Here is an 18,186-nt window from a genome sequence, read left to right on the forward strand (position 1 = left end):
GGACAGCGCAAAAAATATATAAACTTTGAAACAGCGATTTGTTCGCTGTTTTTTTGTTGTACCTGTTTTACTTTTTCTATGACTTTTTTAATAGATGAAGGGTCCAAAGGCTTATTCAAGTACTTGTCTCATATTGTCAAAACATTCATACTTTTTACACTATTAAAATGTTGCTAAGTTAATATATCATTTATTTAGCGTCCCGAAATGTATGAGAAGGAGGGGTGGAATAAGGGGCGACGACTTTTTAGAAAGGGGATACATAAAATGGTTAAAAGATTAATGGAAATCGCAACGGCTGCCTTGATCCTTGTGCTTGCGTTCAGCGCACCTGCATATGCAGCGCTACAGCCTGGAGGGCCGTCTGCAAATGGTAATACTAACATTAACAGTACCCTCTCTTACAATGAAGTTATCAAAATCCTTGAAGACATTGAGAGTAGCAGCAAGGGACAGGTAGAAGTATCGACGCTTGATCAGTATGGAAAGTCAGAACAGGGCAGAAGTATTTATGTTGCAAAAGTGGGGACAGGACCTCAAAAAATCTGGATTCAGGCTCAAATCCACGGAAACGAGAAATTGGTTACCGAAGCTGCACTCCAGCTTTTAAAGACGTATGCGAAAAGCGGAGACAAGGATGTTGAAAAGGTGCTTGAAGAGGCAACACTTTATTTCATCCCAATGTATAATCCGGATGGAGCAGAAATGAACATTCGCCATACGAAATTGGCTGATAGCGGAAAATTGATTGATTTGAATCGTGATTGGACTCTTAACGGTTTTGAAGCAAAAGAATCAGAAGTGGTTTATGCCTACTGGGCGGATGTTAAGCCTGATTTCGCCATCGACCTTCACCACCAGGGGCTTAAGCAAGTCTATGGAACGAACGAGTCCACTTCATTCTCGCTTGGAATCTCTCTTGCTCCGGATGGACCTACACTTCCTGGTACAGGATATAATGACATCACAAAGCAGATGATGGCTTATGTCTATGATGATTTGAAAGATTATGGCTATACACATATTGACCGCTACCAAGTCTGGATTGATAGAGAAAAAGGAACAGCCTACGATATCGATATCAAGGGCGGAGTTGTGTCAGCGATGATGATGGGGCTGAACTACAAGAGTCTGAACCCGGAAAACCATAGTCACCCTGCTGTATTCTTTGAGACAAAAGGAAATTCTACTGATGGAAGTCTTGGCCAAAAATCAAATGGATACCTGACAAAGCAGAATTACCTGGCTTTGAAATCGTTGGTACACGGATATGTAACTGGAGAAGTTGAAAAGGTGAATCCAGAAGACTGGTATAACATCCCGTATTACCCTCTTGCAGGATATATGACGGATTATAATGGAATTGTACCTGTTGGACCTGACAGCGGCTATTAATAGTTTTGTAAGGGAGTGTCTCAATTCGATGATTGGGACACTTTCTTTTTTGATTGCATTCGGATCACTATTAAAAAGGAAATTTCCGTGTTGAGGCGAACTTATTAGGTATTGGATTTAGTTTTTTTAAAAGGATGCAACCCTAAAAGGAGGCCGTATGGAGTCTTTAAAGCCTATTAAAAGAAGCCCTGTGAGAATTTATCTTGGGAAAAAGTATTACCGTTCCAAAAGATATTTGGATTGGATTTTCGGGGACAAGAAATTCTCTGTGAAAAAAGAAGATCGTCCGCTGAAACAGCTGGTATTCACCCATCAAACTTTGCTCCTTCGGGAATTGAAGGATGTTGATATGTGGTTACAGCATAACAAGGTGAAAAATCTCAAAATCGCTACCAAAAAGCTGAATAAAGTGATCATCCGGCCTGGTGAAACCTTCTCTTATTGGCGGTTACTTGGAAATACAACGAAGAGCAAAGGTTATGTTGATGGAATGATCCTTCATTATGGAAAGGTTACGACAGGGGTTGGCGGGGGTCTATGCCAATTATCAAACCTGATCTATTGGATGACTTTGCACACTCCATTAACCATTACTGAAAGGTATCGGCATAGCTACGATGTTTTTCCAGATTCCAAAAGAAGTCAGCCTTTTGGCAGTGGGGCTACTTGTGCTTATAATTACCTTGACCTGCAAATTAAAAATGAGACGAACAACACCTATCAATTAGTTGTTTATTTGAGTGACACTCATTTAGTTGGTGAATGGAGGTCCGAATCCCAACCGATCCAAACGTATGAAGTGTATGAACGGGAGCATTTAATCACTCGGGAATACTGGGGAGGATATGTTAGACATAATACCATTCACCGAAAGGTATTCAACAAGGAGAAAATACAAATTGATGATGAGTTCGTTACTGAAAATCACGCGATCATGATGTATGAACCTTTGCTGGAGCAACAGACTGAGAAAGTTAATTAGAATACATAAGGTTTTTGAAAAAGTAAATCTGTAGGGGATTAATTTCAAAGTAGGAGGATTACATATGTACGAAGAAGGTTTTGTAGAGGTTACCGGCGGGAGAGTCTGGTATGAAATTTATAATAAGGGTGCGGAAGGGACACCGGTTGTTATTTTACATGGTGGGCCAGGGTCTTCGACTTATTCGTTAAAAGGTTTGAAGGCGCTGGGCAAGGATCGCCCTGTTGTCATGTATGACCAGCTTGGCTGCGGGAAGTCGGATCGTCCGGATGATCTGTCGCTTTGGAATGTTGACCGGTTTGTTGAGGAGCTCGGACAGGTTCGTGAGGCGCTGAAGCTAGATGAAGTTCATATTCTTGGACATTCATGGGGTACGACTTTGGCAGCAGCTTATGTGCTGACAAAGCCGAGCGGAGTGAAGAGCGTGATTTTTTCAAGTCCGTGCCTGAGTGCACCGTTGTGGGAAGAGGACCAGAAAAGGAATATTGCCAAGCTGCCGGAAGACGTACAGGAGACGATCATTCGCTGCGAGGAAAGCGGTGAGACGGATTCTGAAGAATTCAAGGCAGCAATCAAAGAGTTCAATAAGCAATTCGTATTCCGAGGTGAGCCAGATTTAGAGTGGCTGAAAGCTGGAGCTGGCATGAAGAACCCTGTTGTGTATGAAACAATGTGGGGGCCATCTGAATTTACGGTGAAGGGCAATCTTAAGACTTTCGACTGCACACCTCAGCTGGGTGAGATTGAGTGTCCGACGCTTTATACATGCGGCCGTTTTGATGAGGCAACACCAGAATCGACTGAGTATTATGCCCGTTTAACGCCAGGGTCTGAGTTCCATGTTTTTGAAAAAAGTGCCCATATGCCTTATATGGAAGAACCGGAAGAGTATTTGCAGGTGATTGGGGATTATTTGAAAAAAGTGGATCGCCAGGTTTAACTTTCACTCCCATTTGCTTTGTCCTAAGGTTGCTTTATATGGAGCGTCGGATAAAAAAATGGTTCGTAGTTTTTTAGATTGATAAAAAATTTCGCGGAAATTTTATACAAATTATTACTTATGCCGACATTATTTTGTGTATAATAACAATCAGCGGAAAATTTAATACACAAAGAATCTGGTGTCTTATAGACGGAGTTGTCGTTTATAGACTTAATAGGGAAGTTGGTGAAAATCCAACGCGGTCCCGCCACTGTAAATGGGAGCTTCAAGCCAATGCCACTGTACTTAGTATGGGAAGGCGCTTGAAAGCGATGACCATGAGCCAGGAGACCTGCCTGATTCTTAGCGCCACAACCTACGAGGATAGGAGGTGTTTGGAACGATTCTGGCTTTCTATCAGAGGAACCGATACAAACATCTCCATGTATAAAATGGAGGTGTTTTTTTAGTTTAATAGACAGATTTCTTAGAGGGTGCCAATAAGGCAAGCCTATTTACATTGATTAAAAGATTATTTGGAGGAATGAGAGATGAAGAAGTTTAATGCCTTTTTGATTGCGCTATTATTAACAATTTTTGCACTGGCAGGCTGTGGTGGCGGCAATGCCGATCAGAACAAGGAAAACACTGCAAAGAAAAATGAAACAGCACAGCAAGCAGAAATGAAATTCCCTGTCACAGTAACGGATGTAACGGAAAAGGAAGTCACCATTGAAGCGAAGCCAGAAAAAATCGTTTCACTGATACCTAGCAATACGGAAATTGCCTATGGATTGGATTTGGGAGAACAAATTGTCGGCGTCTCTGATTTTGATAATTACCCTGAAGAAGTGACAAAAAAAGAAAAGATTGGCGGAATGGAATTCAATGTTGAAAAAATCCTTTCATTAAAGTCTGATCTTGTCCTGGCACATGAATCCAGTGCCCATAATAGTGAAGCAGGACTTCAACAGCTAAGAGATGCTGGGATTCCGGTTCTTGTCGTAAACGATGCAACAAACTTCGATGAAGTTTACGAGACGATCAGTTTGATTGGCACAGCTACAGGTGAGAAGGAAAAGGCGGAAACATTAATTGCGGATATGAAACAGAAAGTCGAGGACATCAAAGCAAAAGCACAGGCAATAAAAGAGGAAGACAAGAAAACGGTGTTAGTTGAGGTTTCACCGGCACCGGACCTATATGCTGCTGGTAAAAATACGTTCGTTGATGAAATGCTGCAAATCATTAACGCTAAAAACTCTGTAACAGAAGAAGGATGGCCAAAGATGGAAGCAGAGTCGATCATTAAAAGCAATCCTGACGTGATTGTAACAACATATGGCTACTATACTCCAGAGCCAATTAAGAACGTCTTAAGCCGAGAAGGCTGGGAGACCATCACGGCTCTTAAAGAAAACCGTGTCGTAGATGTCCATTCTGATAAAGTTACGCGTACAGGTCCAAGGCTTACCGAGGGAGTAGAGGAGCTTGCAAAAGCTGTTTATCCGGACATTTTTAAATAATAAGTTCTTCACTGCCAAAAATCCCGTTACCCAGACAGCTGAAACTATTTCAGAGGGGGCAGAGCAAGTGAAAATAGGCCAAGTTCTTCTTAGTATATCTGAAAAGTTCGTTGTATTAGAATCACCTATTCCCTTAAAAGCAATGTCTTCTGGTGTTGTCGGCTCAGGTACCGGATGGTACAACGCCTTCGTCAACCGGCATGTGGACAAAGATTACGATTGCAGTGACCACCGCCAAGAAATGATTCACTATTTAAGTCAGCACGGATTCGACCCAGCCAAAACAGTGGGGATGATGACGGCTGTAATGCTAGAGGATGTAAGCTTTAAGCTATATCAGGAAGAAGGATTCTCTGTTTTTATCGTGGTTACCGCAGGGGTTGGTAATGCTGTTGACGTCTCGAGGAGTGGGCAAAATCCATATGAAAAATCCCAGGGAACAATTAATACGTGGGTATTTATTAACGGAGAGCTGACAGAGGAAGCTTTTATCCAAAGCATTATGACGGCTACAGAAGCGAAAACAAAGGCGTTGCACGATTTGGAGGTCAGGGACCGTTTTACCGGGACGATAGCAACAGGTACATCTACAGACAGTATCTTGATTGCAGCTACCCAGCAAGGAAAAAAGCTGGAGTATGCTGGCAGTATTACACCATTGGGCATGGTGATTGGCAATGGTATTCATGAATGTACGGTGAGCGCCATCAAGAACAGCAGGAAAAGGGTGAGCAAATGATTCTGAATCATCTTATCGCCTTGACGATAGCTGTCATCATTGATTTGATTATTGGTGATCCCCCGGATTGGCCGCACCCTGTCAAATGGATGGGATCGCTGATTAACAGGCTGGACCAGCGCTTGAATGTCGGTCCTAATAGAAAGTCAAAAGGAGTGGCGATGACCGCTGTCGTCCTGCTGATCGCCGGAAGCGCTGCCCTCCTGGTGACGTCTGTTTTCTACCTTCTTCATCCGGTTGCCGGAATCATGGTGGAAGCCATACTGATTTCGACAACAATTGCGCAAAAGAGCCTGAAGGAAGCGGCACTTTCGGTATATTATCCACTCGTAAACGAAGATTTAGAAGAAGCGAGACATAAGCTTTCTTGGATTGTTGGCCGTGATACTGAATTGCTGGAAGAACCGGAACTTGTCAGGGCGGCAGTAGAGACTGTAGCCGAAAACACGAGCGACGGAATTACCGCGCCGCTGTTTTGGGCGCTGTTGGGCGGAGCTCCTCTAGCTATTATCTATCGAGCAATTAATACATGTGATTCCATGGTTGGCTATAAGAACGAAAAATATCTTGAATTCGGCTGGGCTTCTGCTCGGCTCGATGATGCTGCTAACTGGATACCCAGCAGGATTACGTCTATTTGCATACTGCTTAGCAAGCGTCCGCTATTCATGACCCGAACAGATGCCTGGAAGTTGGTAAGGCGTGATGCCAAAAAGCATCCGAGTCCGAACAGCGGCTGGGGAGAGGCTGCTGTTGCTGCCATTCTCGGTGTCCAGCTCGGTGGCGTAAATTATTATAAAGGTATCATTTCCAAGCGTGCGACGATGGGTGATGCGCTGATCAAACTTGAAAAAAATCATATTTTAGTAGCAAATAAAATCGTTACAGCGACTGTTCCACTCTTTATCATCTTGCTGTGGCTGGGAGGTTCGCTTTATGAAATGGCCATCTCATGGTTCCAATCCTCACTATTTATTTGAAGCAATGAATCTGCCTTTTCCGAGTGAGAGGGTTGATTTCAGCGCGAATATTAATCCACTTGGACCACCTCCTATAGTAAAAGAAAATTGGGGAAGTCTGTTTAAGGTTATTACTGAATACCCAGATCCCGGAGGAACGGTCCTAAAGAAAAAAATGGCCGAACAGGAGGGATTGCAAGAAAGCCAGATCCTGCTTGGTAATGGCGGCGCGGAAATCATTTCTCTTCTTGGGAGGATGCTATCTGGGAAAAAAGTGGTGATTGTCCAGCCGGCTTTTTCCGAATACGAAGAAGCGTGCAGGGTTAATGGATGCCAGGTGGAGTACCATCAATTGCAGCCTGACAGCTGGGATTGGATAGGCGATGGCTTATGTGAAAAGCTTGCAGGCGCGGATGCTGTATTTCTTTGCAATCCGAATAATCCAACAGGTGTCTACTATCCCAAAACTATGGTTCTACAGTTGCTGGAGGAGTGCAGAAAGCATAAATGTCTATTGATTGTAGATGAGGCTTTTTACGATTTTCTCGCGGAGTACGAATCAATCGCCCAATATATAAATGAATATCCGAATTTAATTATTATCAGGTCGATGACCAAAATGTTTGCCATTCCTGGTCTGAGGCTGGGCTATTTGCTGGCTGATCCATCCGTGATCAAGAGTCTCGGCTCGTTCCAGCCACACTGGAGCATAAATGCCATTGCTTTAAAGGCAGGAGAATGGTGCCTCGATTGTGAAACATACATATCAGAAACAATTACATTTATCGAAATGGAAAGACAGCGTCTTTTTCAGTTTTATAAAGAACGGAACCTGCAGGTTTCTCCTTCACGAATTAATTTTTATTTATTGAAGGATCCTTCTATGGAAGATCAGCTTCCTTTCCTGAAATACCTGGTTACAAGAGGAATGATCCCAAGGCACACAGTTAATTTCCCCGGGCTTGAGGGAAGATGGCTTCGTTTTGCCATCAAGGGGCGCAGTGACAATGACAAATTGATGGGGGCGGTTGATGAATGGCTGAACAGTCGTCTTTAATTTTTATAAGCGGGGGCGCTCGCAGCGGGAAAAGTCGTTTTGCCGAAATACTTGCCGGTAAATGGGAAGCCGAAGTTTCCGGCCAGCTGCACTATGTCGCTGCTGGACAACCAAGTGATCATGAAATGAAAGAGAGAATCGTGCGTCACCAACAGGATCGTGAATACAGCGGTTTAAATTGGAGAACCTGGGAGATTCCGAGGAACCTCTCCCCGCTTTCAAGTGTACTTTCGAAGAATGATATTGTTCTCCTGGACTGTCTGACAACCTTATTGAATAATGAATTTTTTCATGAGGAAGGCCAGTGGAAGGACAGGGAATATGCAAAAACGGTATACAACAAGATTTTAGATGAGATTAAACAAGTAGCGAAGCAATCAAGGGCGTTAATAGTTGTCAGCAATGAGGTCCTATGGGAACCAATGGCTGCTCAGGAGCTGGTTTTTGCTTACTCAAAGGTTCTTGGCCAGCTTCATCAAGCTCTCGTAAAAGAGTGCAATCATGCTTACTTAGTAGAGGCTGGAGTGCCGATTTTGATGAAGGGTGCTGGCAATACATGAAAGGGATCATGATACTAGGTACAGCTTCAGATGTTGGGAAAAGCCTGATAGCGACTGGTATTTGCCGAGCCTACGCAAATGAATGCATACGGGTAGCACCGTTTAAGTCGCAGAATATGTCCAATAACTCCTATGTGACCATAGATGGAAAAGAAATTGGCAGAGCACAGGGAATCCAGGCTGAGGCGGCCAGGACAGAGGCAACCGTAATGATGAATCCGATATTGCTGAAGCCCAGGTCGGACCAGCATTCGGAAGTCATCCTGTTTGGGAAAGCTTTGAAAACGATGTCCGGAAAGAAGTATCGGGATGCATTTTATGAACAGGGCCTAAAGGCAATCCAGACAGCCTTTGAAAATCTTGATCAGGAGTTTGAGATGATTGTGATGGAGGGTGCCGGAAGCCCTGTGGAGATTAATTTGAAAGACCGGGAGCTTGTCAACATGAAGGTAGCCGAAATTGCCGACGTACCTGCGGTACTCGTGGCGGATATTGACAGAGGCGGGGTTTTTGCCAGCATCATTGGAACTCTCGAACTGCTGACGCCTGAGGAGAGGTCGCGCGTGAAAGGGCTGATCATTAATAAATTCCGCGGTGACCTGTCATTATTCGAGGATGGGGTAAAATGGCTTGAATCTAAGACGGGCATTCCTATTCTGGGTGTACTTCCGTACATTGAAAACCATATGATTGACGGAGAGGATTCCTTATCCATTCCTGCCTCAACCTACAGAACTGGTCTGGATATTGCAGTAATAAAGCCTCCATACATTTCAAACTACAGTGATATCGAGCCTTTTTATTTTGAAGCGGACGTCTCCATTCGCTGGGTGAGCAGACTGGATGAACTTGGACATCCTGATGCCGTTATCTTGCCTGGAACCAAGAGCACGATACGGGATCTGCAGTATTTTAAGGCAGCGGGGTTTGACACCTGGCTCGTTCACTATGCTGAGAATGGCGGTTTTATTGCTGGAATTTGCGGTGGGTATCAAATGCTCGGCGAGAGGCTTATCGATCCATATGGAAGTGACACCGGATTGGTTTCTGCTCAGGTAAAAGGGCTGGGCATCATTCCTGCAGTCACCGCCTTTTTGCCAGACAAGACAACGACTCGGACGGAAGCCGTGGTTCACCCGAATACAGGATTCAATCTGTCTGTTGAAGGCTATGAAATCCATCTTGGCGAAACCTTGCTATCATCTGAATGCCAGCGGTTCTTACTTTTAAAGGACGGTAAGGAAGAAGGCTATTATGGAAAGAATGGGCGCGTAATTGGCACATACCTGCACCATCTCTTCAACAATGATGAATGGAGAAATCATTGGCTCAATTCCATTCGCAAGGCTAAAGGCGAACCAGAACGTGACCCTGTTTATATCAGCAGGCTAAAGGATCAGAAGTACGATGAATTGGCTGCCCATATCAAGCGTCATCTTGATTGGGAAGGGCTGAAGGAAATTTCTGAAAAGTGGGGAACCGGACATGAGTTGGTTTAAGGGAATTCTCATTAACTTGCAATTTTTCACGACGATTCCTATTCCTTTAGAATTGCCAATGGATAAAAAGCATTTGGAGAAAGCGATTCAGACTTTTCCTTTACTCGGGTTACTGCAAGGCGGAATTTACGCAGGTCTGCTTTATGCCATTGTTGAATGGACACCCTTTTCATCTCTAGCGGCGGCGTTTGCCCTTTGGCTTGCAGCCATCCTTGTAACCGGAGGAATCCATCTCGACGGCTGGATTGATTCAAGTGATGCCTTTTTCTCGTACGGTGACAAAGACAAGCGTCTGGATATTATGAAAGATCCGCGGACAGGTGCATTTGGAGTCATATCGGTAATCATTCTGTTAAGCGCAAAATTCTTCTTTATTTATGAAATAATACTGATGTTGCAGAGTGCTACTTATCTGCTAGCAATTGCTATCCCATTTCTAAGCAGGATGTTGATGGGCCTTTTGCTCCTTGTGGTAAGGCCGGCTCGAAAAGAAGGACTGGGTGCGTTGTTTAAAAATGCTTCAACAAAAAGTACGTTATGGATTTACCCTGTTTATCTTCTTTTTTTTGCCGGAGTTTCTTTTGTTAGCGATTTATATATTGGCTTTGCCAGCTATATCCTTGCTTCCTTTCTCATTTTTCTGTTCCTGCGGAAAAAAATCATTGAATGGTTTGGTGGAATGACGGGTGATACCCTTGGAGCAAGTGTCGAATTTACGGAGGTTTTGTTATGGATGACACTGTGGTTATTACATTACTTCGCCATGGGATGACGGAGAAAAATAACCGCCAGGCATATCTGGGATGGACCGATTCACCTTTGATTCCGGCGCAGGTTTTCCCAGAGTTTCCTGTTTGCTATAACCGAATTTATACAAGTGACCTGGGAAGATGCAGAGAAACCGCGAAGACTCTTTTCCCTCAAGAAACTCCAATACTTATGCCAGAGTTCAGGGAACTGAATTTTGGCGTTTGGGAAGGTCAAACTTATGAACAGCTCAAGGACCAGCCAGTGTATCAAAAGTGGCTTGCTGAACCTTTCAAGGTCACACCTCCGAACGGAGAATCGTTTGCTGTATTTTCTCATCGGGTGGAGGAAGGATGGCGGAAATTAACCGAGGAGATTCTGGACCTAGGATCAAAAAGTTCAGCGTTGGTGACTCACGGTGGAGTTATCCGTTATTTATTGGCCCGATATGCTGCTGAAAAGAAAGATTTTTGGGAATGGAGAATTCCATATGGCCATGGATATAAATTAATGTGGGACATCGAAGCATTAAGGAGGGGTGAACGTTGCATTTCGTTACAGGAGGAGCATTTAACGGCAAATCAAAATGGGTCAGGGAGCAATATCAGCTAAATGAGACCGAGCACTCTTGGCATTCAGCCTATCAAAAAGACCCCATTCTTGAGCCTGATAATGAGAAAATCGTCGTTTTCGAAGGCTTGGAAGTCTGGCTCAGGGAATCGGCTGTGAGCATAAGTTTGGATGAGACTCGGCAGAAATGGCAGTCATTAATCCAGAAATGGCTTGAGTGGGAAAATCAGGACAGTCAGCGGAAAGTCATTTTAATCGGCTGTGATATCTCAAAAGGAATTGTTCCGATGGTATCTGAGGACCGCAGGTGGCGCGACATTACCGGGTGGATCTACCAGGATATTATGTCTGTTGCTGAGCGGGCAGATGTAATATGGTATGGTATCAGCCAAAAACTAAAATAAAGGAGAATGGACGATGAGATTATATACGCGGACAGGCGATAAAGGAAAAACGAGCATAATCGGAGGCAGGGTTGAAAAAGATGATATTCGGGTTGAAGCATATGGAACCGTGGATGAAGTCAACTGTTTTGTCGGCCAGGCTGTAACCCAGCTAGATCCGTCGATTTTTCAGGATGTACTAGAAGACCTTGAAAAAATCCAACACGAACTGTTTGACTGTGGCGGAGACTTAGCGAATGTGAAAAAGTCGAGGGAACTTAAGTTGACAAAGGATTCAATTGAGTATCTTGAAAAGAAAATTGATGAGCTGATTGTTGAAGCTCCTGAGCTTGAAAGATTCATTTTACCGGGAGGCGCCCCTGCTGCAGCTTCGATCCATATTGCCCGCACGGTTACGAGAAGAGCTGAAAGATTGGTTGTTTCATTGTTGAAGGCTGATCCAGAAGTTTCAGAAACTGCACTGCATTTTTTAAATAGATTGTCTGATTATTTCTTTGCTCTCGCAAGAGTGATCAATTACCGTCTAAACCTCAAGGATGTTGAATATGTCCGCAGCGGAAGAGTTTTCAGAGAAGGAAAACGCAAGGGGGAAAAATAGAGTGAAGAGTAGGAAGATGTCCTGGATGGCCATGTTTATCGCCCTTTCAGCTGTTGGGGCTTCTATCAAAATACCCGCCGTCATTGGAAGTGTGGCATTGGATTCCTTTCCAGCATTGTTGGCAGCTGGCTTGTTGGGTGGACCTGCTGGTGCGGCAGCCGGCGGGCTTGGCCATTTGCTTTCGGCTATAATCGGCGGAATGCCGCTCGGCCCACTTCATTTATTAGTTGCTGGCGAGATGGCTCTGTTGGCCTATCTGTTTGCGTTGTTGTATAAAAATGGTAAACGTTGGTCAGCTGGTGTATTATTTATCATGGGAAATAGCTTCGCTGCTCCGCTTCCTTTTATCTTTTTAATGGGTAAGTCTTTTTATCTGGCAATTGTGCCATCCCTTTTTGCAGGCTCATTATTAAATACTTTACTCGCTCTCATTGTTTTACCTAGGATTGTAAAATTGCTGGAACACAGCCTTCCGTTATCAAGAGAGACATAGATAGTGATTACAAATCTTGAAGGAGGGCATTTCATTGAGAGACATATTAATGATTCCTTTAACTGGAAATGAAAATCTGGTTATTGCGAGTGACAATAGTGGCTCAATCGGCTTGAAGGAGTGGGATGCGGTTCAAGTCCCTTATGAAACCGTTGCTTACTATTCTTTCAGAGTCGCAGTAATGGAGTGTATGAGCGCCGGTGCCGAGCCAATTGCTGTCACGCTGCAGAACTTCTGCGGTGAAGATGCCTGGGACGTCCTTTTAAAAGGAATAAAACAGGGCATAGCTGAACTGGGGAAGCCGAATATAAGCATCACGGGAAGCACGGAAAGTAATTTTTCCATGAATCAGTCGGCTGTTGGTATAACTGTAATCGGGAAAACAAGAGGCAGAAAAGCAGTTGATCAGCTGACCTTCACCAATCAAACCAATATTGCAGTTATTGGCCGTCCGCTTGTGGGGCAAGAAGTAGTCGAGAGGGAAGCTGAGGTTGTCCCGTTAGCTGTATTTGAACGGATTTGCGGGCTTCAATCTGTTGCGACGATGCCGGTTGGCTCGAAAGGCATTCTCTTTGAACTTAATAGCCTTTTTGCAGATATACATTTTACTGAGGAAAATTTGGTTTCAAATCTTAATCTGTCAAAGTCTTCAGGGCCATCAACCTGTTTTATTGCTGTCTATCCGGAAAGTATGCAGTTAAAGCTGATTTCCGAGGCAGGCGGGTACTATCATGAAATCCATTATTTGGGGTGAGAACGTGCTTCAATTATATGTAATCAGACATGGCGAAACGGAATGGAATAAAGAGAAAAGAAGCCAGGGCCGCCTGGATTCGGCACTTACGGTTAAGGGGATAGAAGATGCGCGCTCATTGGGTGAACGACTTAAAGATACCGAGTTCTGCCAGATCATTTCTTCACCAAGCGGCCGAACGTTGGAAACAGCAACACTTGTAAAAAGGGAGCGGCAAATTCCTTTGACTACAGATGACAGGCTGATGGAGATTGATCTTGGTCACTGGCAAGGGAAAACGGATTCCGATGTTAGAGAACAATTTCCGGAATCATACGATGCCTACTGGAACGAACCGGAAGCCTTTGCTGGTGAAGGTGGAGAAACGTTTTTACAAGTCCAGGAAAGATTGTTGGAGTTCTTAGAAGATCTGCAAAGGAAGTTCAAAGAGGGAAATGTACTGATTGTTACGCATGGAGTCGTCATCAAGACTCTTTACCTTCTTTGCCGAGATGCTTCCATAAAGCAATTGTGGGACCCGCCATTTATTCATGGTACAAGCTTAACGATTTTAACAATCGAGAATGGAAAAAAAGAGCTCCATCTTGAAGCATGTATATCACATTGTTCCTGATGGGTGTGACTTTTCTTATACTGCTTCGTAAACCCTTTATGCTATGTTAACAGTGTTAATTAAGACATAAAGGAGTTTTTCTCATGAGCTGTGGATGTTCTAGATTAGAAGATGGCAAAGCAATTGTTGACCATGTGAAGAGTAAAGGTAAGGAAAAAATAAAGCCACGCGTCGCGCACCAGATCGCATGTGAATGCGGAGAAATGTTCACGATGGAAGCTGTAATCACAAACTGCCCAAGCTGCGGCATGACATACGGCGTCACACCATGCAGTTCCGGGGATATCAATAAGGTAAAAGCAGCCGGAATTCAATATGCATGATAAAAAAATCTCTCGAGATGTCGAGGGATTTTTTTGTTGGGTTTTGGACGGGAATCCTGATAAATTGGATGAAGTTGTATGAATTATACGCAGTAAACTGCTACTGGTGGTTAATGTCCTCTCATCAATAGGATATTAGATCGCTGATTCTGATTCATCAACTAGTGCAAAATGAGTTTTAAAAACGGTATGCCTTTTACCAAGTTTGTTGGTCACTATATAAGTTGTGTCAAACTCTCTGTCCACATCATATTTATCACCTACGTTGAATTCCAACTCTAAACCTTCGTTATTGATGCAAATGACTTTTCTCATAATTATCCTCCTGGAATTGAATCCTTGTTTTATATTCATTCGCATGGAGTGTATTTTTTATGTCTTTATTTTAGAGTAGGAGACCGTTTGTAACTTAAATGAAAAATTCGTAAAAATCGAAGATAATTTCCAGTTTGCGAAAAAAGGGTTGTTTTTGCGAATAAAATCATTTTTTGCAAAAAAGTCATTTTTTGCGAATAACTTCCGGTTATTAGCGAATAAAAGTTCCCGCCGCGCAAATAGGTGGTCTTCCATTTTCCGGTTTAAGCTAAAAAGAGACTATTATTATGATAAAATCTTAGAAGACTACAATCGGGGGACCAATTTATGAATACAAATACATACTTTTATCAGTTTTTAGAGCCGATTTCAAAGGAATTGGCATTGCTGGCTAAGGAATTAGATAATAGTATCTTTTCCAGCCCGAGAACGATGCTGACTCATTCACGGGTGTTTATTGAAAATATCTTGCAGCAGGTAACGAAAGCAGAGGGGATGCCAGAGGACCCACGGACTGGTTTGAAGGAACGGCTAGATCTGCTTAATGATCAGGGTTATTTGATTCCTGAGATTCGCGATGCGCTGCATTTGGTACGTAGAATGGGAAACCAGGCGGCACATGATGCGCGGATGTTCCGCTTCTCAGAGGCGCTTTTATCATGGGAAGCCTTGTATAGCATTGTGAAATGGTATGTTGAGGTGTACGGTCCTGTGGATGTAACTGTGCCGGAATATCAGGATCCTTCTCCCCAGGCAGAAAAAACGTTTGATATGTCTGAGCTTGAGGTCAGGTTGAAGGGTTTGGAGGATCTGTTGAAAAATCCTCCGCAACAAGCAGAAACTCCAGCGAAAGCAGAGGTTGCAGCGGCTGTTGCTTCTCCTGCAGTTGAAGTTCAGGAAACGCCTGGTTTTACACCAATCCGGACGATCACTTATAAAGGAAGGTCACTTGAGATTCCTTATTTCCTGCGGGATGCGTTTCTATTGCCGCAGCGATTTGATAAATCGGAAACTTTTCTGATTCGTCTTGGTGCTGAACAAGAAGCACGGATCATGAGTGAGCTCCCAGGTGATCTCGACGGCCTGCACAAGAATGTGAAGCGTTATAACGAGAAGAATGATGAGCAATTTTTCGAAGAGCTTGGAACCTTTATTGAAGAGGAGAAAGTTCGCAGAAACCTGACATTAAAGCGTCAAGGGGAGTTGTTCTTCTTTTACAAAGCGAGTCATATTGTTGTGACGGAAGAATTGAAAAAGGTTCCGTTAACTGCTGAGGATTTCACGGGTATTCCAAGTTTGCTAAGGCAATTGAATGAGGACCAGATTTACACAGTTGGCCAGCTGCCAATGGAGCTGGTGATTTTAGCGAAGTATGCCAATGTTGGAGTAGGGACTGTTGAAAAATTGTTCGACCAGCTGAAGGCAAAGGTAACAGACAAGTCCGTGCATGCTGATGACGACACTTCAACAGAGCGGAAAAGCTTCAAGAAGTGGGAATCTTTATATGTAAAAGTAAAGATGAATGGCTGTCAATCTATTATTGAGGGCTCTAGCGTTCCTGCGATCTGGAAGGAAGCCTTGAAATGGATCGAAGACAATCGTCTTCCTTTGTACGATCTGGTAAAAGCGGGGATCATCCTAGGGTCTACCGATAATGGCAAGCGTTATGGTATTGCTCTCCAGCCAATCCATCCAGATCAAAGACCATTTACGCAGCTTCATACCTATCAGTCTCAACTTACAGGTGAAGTATATTATCTAGAAACGAAAATTAATCCTAAGTCGGGCCTTGAGACACTGGGGAAAGTCTTGACGCGTCTGGGTGTTGAGGTGGATATACCTTTATTGAAGGGTAAATAGAAATGCCAAATGCCGTGCAGTCGCCACGGCATTTTTGGCTTACTTTCTCTTTTGCGCTTTTAACTTATTCATTTCCAGTTCAGCTGCATATTCCTCTTGTGATTTACCTTGCTTGAAGCTTTCAGATTGGATTTTCCTGAACTTGTTGTCATTTTGATTTGGCATAAAAAAACCTCCTTCTTATCATGAGTATTATTTGTTCAAAGTCTGGGGGATTATTCTGCAAAAATGAATCTATTTTTTTAAATAGAGCTGGTTAAATTTCTCATAATTCTATATTATTTTGCTATTCCGGATATAATGAAAGCGCTTTACATGTGAAACTCTTCACAAGTATAATAAGAGTGTAAATAAAACACTATTCATTTCCGGGAGGAATCGCAATGTTAGCTGACCTTATCTATGAATTCAAAAATTGGTGGATTGGTGAATTGCCAAAGGTCGGACATGAGGAGTTTGAAAGAATCGAATCAAAACATACTAGAGTTCATCACGATGAAGATATATATGAAATCATTCGAGTGCATTAAAAACACATCAGTTTGCAGTCCGATTCCAAAGTGAGTTGGACTGTTTTTATATGTAGAAATAAATGGCTGACTGGTATATGATTAATACTTATGATGATTTGGTTTTTACACAAAGAAAATGGATAAAACTAAACAATGAACGTACAAGAATATGGAGTTGATTTTTTGAGTAAAGCAAAGGGCAAGAGCGGAACAGGAAGAGGTACTGGCAAGAAAGGCTGGAATCGCTGGCAAGCTAGTGCAAATAAAGCTAAGAGTTTCAAGCCGTACAAAAGTAAAGGTGTAAAACATGGAGATGCTTCAAAGGATGAAGCCTCTGAAAAATAGTGACTGTAGTTTAACAAGGCGTTGATCCAGAAATGGATTGACGCTTTTTTTGTGTTATTCAATAAAATAATTACTATTTTTAATAAAAATTTATTGTAAATCAATAAATAACATGATAAATTCAAATTGACATTAAATGAATGAGGTGCTTGTGATGAAAAAAGGTTCAACACTTTTTTTGAAGGTAGCTGTAATTTTTATCGGCATACCGGTTTTGGCTTTGTGTCTGTTTTTATTGCCTCAGATCGCTTCTGAGGCGAATGAGGCAATGGAAAGAGGTTCAGATCTGGCTTTTGCGGTTTACGCAATTTTAATGGTTCTGTATGTTTCGGCCGTTCCATTTTACTTCGCTCTGTATCAATCATTTACCCTTTTAACGTATATCGACAGAAACGAGGCTTTCTCTGACTTATCTGTAATCGCTCTAAAGAAAATCAAAAATAGTGCGATCATTATCAGCGGATTGTTCGTGGTTGCCCTCCCATTTGTCTATGTTTTAGCGGAGGTAGATGATGCTCCGGGCCTTATCCTCATCGGAATGGGGATGGTTTTTGCTCCGTTGGTGGTTGCTGTTTTTGCAGCAGTTCTGCAGCGACTTTTAAAAGAAGCCATCGATTACAAAGAAGAGAACGACTTAATAGTCTGAGGTGATAATAATGGCAATTATAATTAATATTGATGTGATGTTGGCAAAAAGGAAAATGAGCGTAACAGAGCTTTCAGATCGAGTTGGAATCACAATGGCTAACCTTTCTATTTTGAAAAATGGCAAAGCAAAAGCAATACGGCTTTCCACACTGGAGGCAATTTGCAAAGCATTAGAATGCCAGCCTGGAGATATATTGGAATATAAAAGTGATGAAGAGCATTGATATGAGTGACAGAATCGTTAATTGCTAATTGAGTGAATAAAACGTGCGGTGATCCAGAGCAGGAGGATGACCGTATTTTTTATTGGTACAGATTAATTTTTTTATGTGAAGATGGTTAGTTTGAATAGCAAGAATAAGGAC

At 42.9% G+C, this 18,186-nt stretch carries 24 protein-coding genes and 1 riboswitch; of the genes, 22 read left to right on the forward strand and 2 right to left on the reverse strand.

The genetic code is table 11. From position 1 onward, the window contains the following. The first annotated feature begins 267 nt into the window (after window positions 1-267). The 17 genes from TY49_RS01625 to TY49_RS01705 all read left to right on the forward strand — a co-directional run bounded on the left by TY49_RS01625 (window position 268) and on the right by TY49_RS01705 (window position 14,141). On the forward strand, window positions 268-1,395 hold the full coding sequence (locus TY49_RS01625) for a M14 family zinc carboxypeptidase (protein WP_041964145.1): 1,128 nt from the start codon (window positions 268-270) through the stop codon (window positions 1,393-1,395). 157 nt (window positions 1,396-1,552) lie between these two features. Then, entirely contained in the window at window positions 1,553-2,377 is an 825-nt protein-coding gene (locus TY49_RS01630) for a VanW family protein (protein WP_041964146.1), read from the forward strand. Between the two features lie 64 nt (window positions 2,378-2,441). Beyond that, window positions 2,442-3,317: a proline iminopeptidase-family hydrolase gene (locus TY49_RS01635; RefSeq protein WP_041964147.1), complete on the forward strand. Its 876-nt coding sequence runs from the start codon at window positions 2,442-2,444 to the stop codon at window positions 3,315-3,317. Between the two features lie 162 nt (window positions 3,318-3,479). Continuing rightward, window positions 3,480-3,673, forward strand: a riboswitch (cobalamin riboswitch). Window positions 3,674-3,850: 177 nt separating this feature from the next. Then, the gene (locus TY49_RS01640; RefSeq protein WP_041964148.1) at window positions 3,851-4,825 is read left to right on the forward strand and encodes an ABC transporter substrate-binding protein; all 975 of its coding nucleotides are present in this window, start codon (window positions 3,851-3,853) and stop codon (window positions 4,823-4,825) included. A 67-nt stretch (window positions 4,826-4,892) separates the two neighbouring features. Then, window positions 4,893-5,564, forward strand: coding sequence for an adenosylcobinamide amidohydrolase (locus TY49_RS01645; RefSeq protein WP_232310342.1), 672 nt, complete (start codon window positions 4,893-4,895; stop codon window positions 5,562-5,564). Continuing rightward, complete coding sequence (cbiB, locus tag TY49_RS01650) at window positions 5,561-6,544, forward strand: adenosylcobinamide-phosphate synthase CbiB (RefSeq protein WP_041964149.1); 984 nt, start codon at window positions 5,561-5,563, stop codon at window positions 6,542-6,544. Before TY49_RS01645 ends, cbiB begins: the two co-directional genes overlap by 4 nt. After that, the gene (gene cobD, locus TY49_RS01655) at window positions 6,501-7,580 is read left to right on the forward strand and encodes a threonine-phosphate decarboxylase CobD (protein ID WP_041964150.1); all 1,080 of its coding nucleotides are present in this window, start codon (window positions 6,501-6,503) and stop codon (window positions 7,578-7,580) included. Before cbiB ends, cobD begins: the two co-directional genes overlap by 44 nt. Continuing rightward, window positions 7,559-8,140, forward strand: coding sequence for a bifunctional adenosylcobinamide kinase/adenosylcobinamide-phosphate guanylyltransferase (locus tag TY49_RS01660; RefSeq protein WP_041964151.1), 582 nt, complete (start codon window positions 7,559-7,561; stop codon window positions 8,138-8,140). The genes cobD and TY49_RS01660 overlap by 22 nt, the downstream gene beginning before the upstream one ends. Continuing rightward, a complete protein-coding gene (locus tag TY49_RS01665; RefSeq protein ID WP_041964152.1) occupies window positions 8,137-9,639 on the forward strand; it encodes a cobyric acid synthase in 1,503 nt (500 codons plus the stop codon). Before TY49_RS01660 ends, TY49_RS01665 begins: the two co-directional genes overlap by 4 nt. After that, window positions 9,626-10,411 carry an adenosylcobinamide-GDP ribazoletransferase gene (cobS, locus tag TY49_RS01670; protein ID WP_041964153.1) on the forward strand — a complete coding sequence of 262 codons (786 nt, stop codon included), beginning with the start codon at window positions 9,626-9,628 and terminating at the stop codon, window positions 10,409-10,411. The genes TY49_RS01665 and cobS overlap by 14 nt, the downstream gene beginning before the upstream one ends. After that, on the forward strand, window positions 10,369-10,998 hold the full coding sequence (locus TY49_RS01675) for a histidine phosphatase family protein (RefSeq protein ID WP_041964154.1): 630 nt from the start codon (window positions 10,369-10,371) through the stop codon (window positions 10,996-10,998). The genes cobS and TY49_RS01675 overlap by 43 nt, the downstream gene beginning before the upstream one ends. Next, window positions 10,932-11,360, forward strand: coding sequence for a bifunctional adenosylcobinamide kinase/adenosylcobinamide-phosphate guanylyltransferase (locus TY49_RS01680; RefSeq protein ID WP_041964155.1), 429 nt, complete (start codon window positions 10,932-10,934; stop codon window positions 11,358-11,360). The genes TY49_RS01675 and TY49_RS01680 overlap by 67 nt, the downstream gene beginning before the upstream one ends. A 13-nt stretch (window positions 11,361-11,373) precedes the next feature. Further along, window positions 11,374-11,958: a cob(I)yrinic acid a,c-diamide adenosyltransferase gene (locus tag TY49_RS01685; protein ID WP_041964156.1), complete on the forward strand. Its 585-nt coding sequence runs from the start codon at window positions 11,374-11,376 to the stop codon at window positions 11,956-11,958. Window position 11,959: 1 nt separating this feature from the next. Continuing rightward, a complete protein-coding gene (locus TY49_RS01690; protein WP_041964157.1) occupies window positions 11,960-12,451 on the forward strand; it encodes an ECF transporter S component in 492 nt (163 codons plus the stop codon). Between the two features lie 34 nt (window positions 12,452-12,485). Beyond that, on the forward strand, window positions 12,486-13,205 hold the full coding sequence (locus TY49_RS01695; RefSeq protein WP_041964158.1) for an AIR synthase related protein: 720 nt from the start codon (window positions 12,486-12,488) through the stop codon (window positions 13,203-13,205). After that, a complete protein-coding gene (locus TY49_RS01700) occupies window positions 13,183-13,818 on the forward strand; it encodes a histidine phosphatase family protein (protein ID WP_052442048.1) in 636 nt (211 codons plus the stop codon). The genes TY49_RS01695 and TY49_RS01700 overlap by 23 nt, the downstream gene beginning before the upstream one ends. Before the next feature lie 83 nt (window positions 13,819-13,901). Continuing rightward, window positions 13,902-14,141, forward strand: coding sequence for a hypothetical protein (locus tag TY49_RS01705; protein ID WP_041964159.1), 240 nt, complete (start codon window positions 13,902-13,904; stop codon window positions 14,139-14,141). A 135-nt stretch (window positions 14,142-14,276) separates the two neighbouring features. On the opposite strand, the gene TY49_RS01710 is transcribed toward TY49_RS01705, so the two are convergent. Continuing rightward, complete coding sequence (locus TY49_RS01710) at window positions 14,277-14,456, reverse strand: hypothetical protein (RefSeq protein WP_041964160.1); 180 nt, start codon at window positions 14,454-14,456, stop codon at window positions 14,277-14,279. Between the two features lie 327 nt (window positions 14,457-14,783). Here TY49_RS01710 and TY49_RS01715 point away from each other — a divergent pair, with 327 nt between their 5' ends. Continuing rightward, window positions 14,784-16,316, forward strand: a complete 1,533-nt coding sequence (locus TY49_RS01715) for a DUF4145 domain-containing protein (protein WP_232310344.1) — start codon at window positions 14,784-14,786, stop codon at window positions 16,314-16,316. Between the two features lie 39 nt (window positions 16,317-16,355). On the opposite strand, the gene TY49_RS25360 is transcribed toward TY49_RS01715, so the two are convergent. Beyond that, on the reverse strand, window positions 16,356-16,481 hold the full coding sequence (locus TY49_RS25360) for a hypothetical protein (protein WP_023614463.1): 126 nt from the start codon (window positions 16,479-16,481) through the stop codon (window positions 16,356-16,358). Between the two features lie 218 nt (window positions 16,482-16,699). Between TY49_RS25360 and TY49_RS24475 the strand changes: the two genes are divergently transcribed. The 4 genes from TY49_RS24475 (at window position 16,700) to TY49_RS01725 (ending at window position 18,045) form a co-directional block, all read left to right on the forward strand. Further along, the gene (locus TY49_RS24475) at window positions 16,700-16,846 is read left to right on the forward strand and encodes a hypothetical protein (RefSeq protein ID WP_156972576.1); all 147 of its coding nucleotides are present in this window, start codon (window positions 16,700-16,702) and stop codon (window positions 16,844-16,846) included. Between the two features lie 165 nt (window positions 16,847-17,011). Further along, a complete protein-coding gene (locus tag TY49_RS24060) occupies window positions 17,012-17,173 on the forward strand; it encodes a DUF3934 domain-containing protein (protein WP_084135345.1) in 162 nt (53 codons plus the stop codon). A gap of 154 nt (window positions 17,174-17,327) precedes the next feature. After that, window positions 17,328-17,819, forward strand: coding sequence for a DUF2975 domain-containing protein (locus tag TY49_RS01720; RefSeq protein ID WP_041964161.1), 492 nt, complete (start codon window positions 17,328-17,330; stop codon window positions 17,817-17,819). 10 nt (window positions 17,820-17,829) lie between these two features. Then, the gene (locus TY49_RS01725; protein WP_041964162.1) at window positions 17,830-18,045 is read left to right on the forward strand and encodes a helix-turn-helix domain-containing protein; all 216 of its coding nucleotides are present in this window, start codon (window positions 17,830-17,832) and stop codon (window positions 18,043-18,045) included. The last annotated feature ends 141 nt before the right edge of the window (window positions 18,046-18,186 follow it).

The sequence above is a fragment of the Mesobacillus selenatarsenatis SF-1 genome (genome assembly GCF_000813125.1).
Lineage (GTDB): Bacteria > Bacillota > Bacilli > Bacillales > Cytobacillaceae > Mesobacillus > Mesobacillus selenatarsenatis.

Excerpts from the sequence above, each read along its gene's own strand:
- TY49_RS01625 (WP_041964145.1), top strand. The coding sequence starts at position 268 with ATGGTTAAAAGATTAATGGAAATCGCAACGGCTGCCTTGATCCTTGTG.
- TY49_RS01630 (WP_041964146.1), top strand. The coding sequence starts at position 1,553 with ATGGAGTCTTTAAAGCCTATTAAAAGAAGCCCTGTGAGAATTTATCTT.
- TY49_RS01635 (WP_041964147.1), top strand. The coding sequence starts at position 2,442 with ATGTACGAAGAAGGTTTTGTAGAGGTTACCGGCGGGAGAGTCTGGTAT.
- TY49_RS01640 (WP_041964148.1), top strand. The coding sequence starts at position 3,851 with ATGAAGAAGTTTAATGCCTTTTTGATTGCGCTATTATTAACAATTTTT.
- cbiB (WP_041964149.1), top strand. The coding sequence starts at position 5,561 with ATGATTCTGAATCATCTTATCGCCTTGACGATAGCTGTCATCATTGAT.
- cobD (WP_041964150.1), top strand. The coding sequence starts at position 6,501 with ATGAAATGGCCATCTCATGGTTCCAATCCTCACTATTTATTTGAAGCA.
- TY49_RS01660 (WP_041964151.1), top strand. The coding sequence starts at position 7,559 with ATGGCTGAACAGTCGTCTTTAATTTTTATAAGCGGGGGCGCTCGCAGC.
- TY49_RS01665 (WP_041964152.1), top strand. The coding sequence starts at position 8,137 with ATGAAAGGGATCATGATACTAGGTACAGCTTCAGATGTTGGGAAAAGC.
- cobS (WP_041964153.1), top strand. The coding sequence starts at position 9,626 with ATGAGTTGGTTTAAGGGAATTCTCATTAACTTGCAATTTTTCACGACG.
- TY49_RS01675 (WP_041964154.1), top strand. The coding sequence starts at position 10,369 with ATGGATGACACTGTGGTTATTACATTACTTCGCCATGGGATGACGGAG.
- TY49_RS01685 (WP_041964156.1), top strand. The coding sequence starts at position 11,374 with ATGAGATTATATACGCGGACAGGCGATAAAGGAAAAACGAGCATAATC.
- TY49_RS01700 (WP_052442048.1), top strand. The coding sequence starts at position 13,183 with ATGAAATCCATTATTTGGGGTGAGAACGTGCTTCAATTATATGTAATC.
- TY49_RS01705 (WP_041964159.1), top strand. The coding sequence starts at position 13,902 with ATGAGCTGTGGATGTTCTAGATTAGAAGATGGCAAAGCAATTGTTGAC.
- TY49_RS01710 (WP_041964160.1), bottom strand. The coding sequence starts at position 14,456 with ATGAGAAAAGTCATTTGCATCAATAACGAAGGTTTAGAGTTGGAATTC.
- TY49_RS01715 (WP_232310344.1), top strand. The coding sequence starts at position 14,784 with ATGAATACAAATACATACTTTTATCAGTTTTTAGAGCCGATTTCAAAG.
- TY49_RS25360 (WP_023614463.1), bottom strand. The coding sequence starts at position 16,481 with ATGCCAAATCAAAATGACAACAAGTTCAGGAAAATCCAATCTGAAAGC.
- TY49_RS24475 (WP_156972576.1), top strand. The coding sequence starts at position 16,700 with ATGTTAGCTGACCTTATCTATGAATTCAAAAATTGGTGGATTGGTGAA.
- TY49_RS01720 (WP_041964161.1), top strand. The coding sequence starts at position 17,328 with ATGAAAAAAGGTTCAACACTTTTTTTGAAGGTAGCTGTAATTTTTATC.
- TY49_RS01725 (WP_041964162.1), top strand. The coding sequence starts at position 17,830 with ATGGCAATTATAATTAATATTGATGTGATGTTGGCAAAAAGGAAAATG.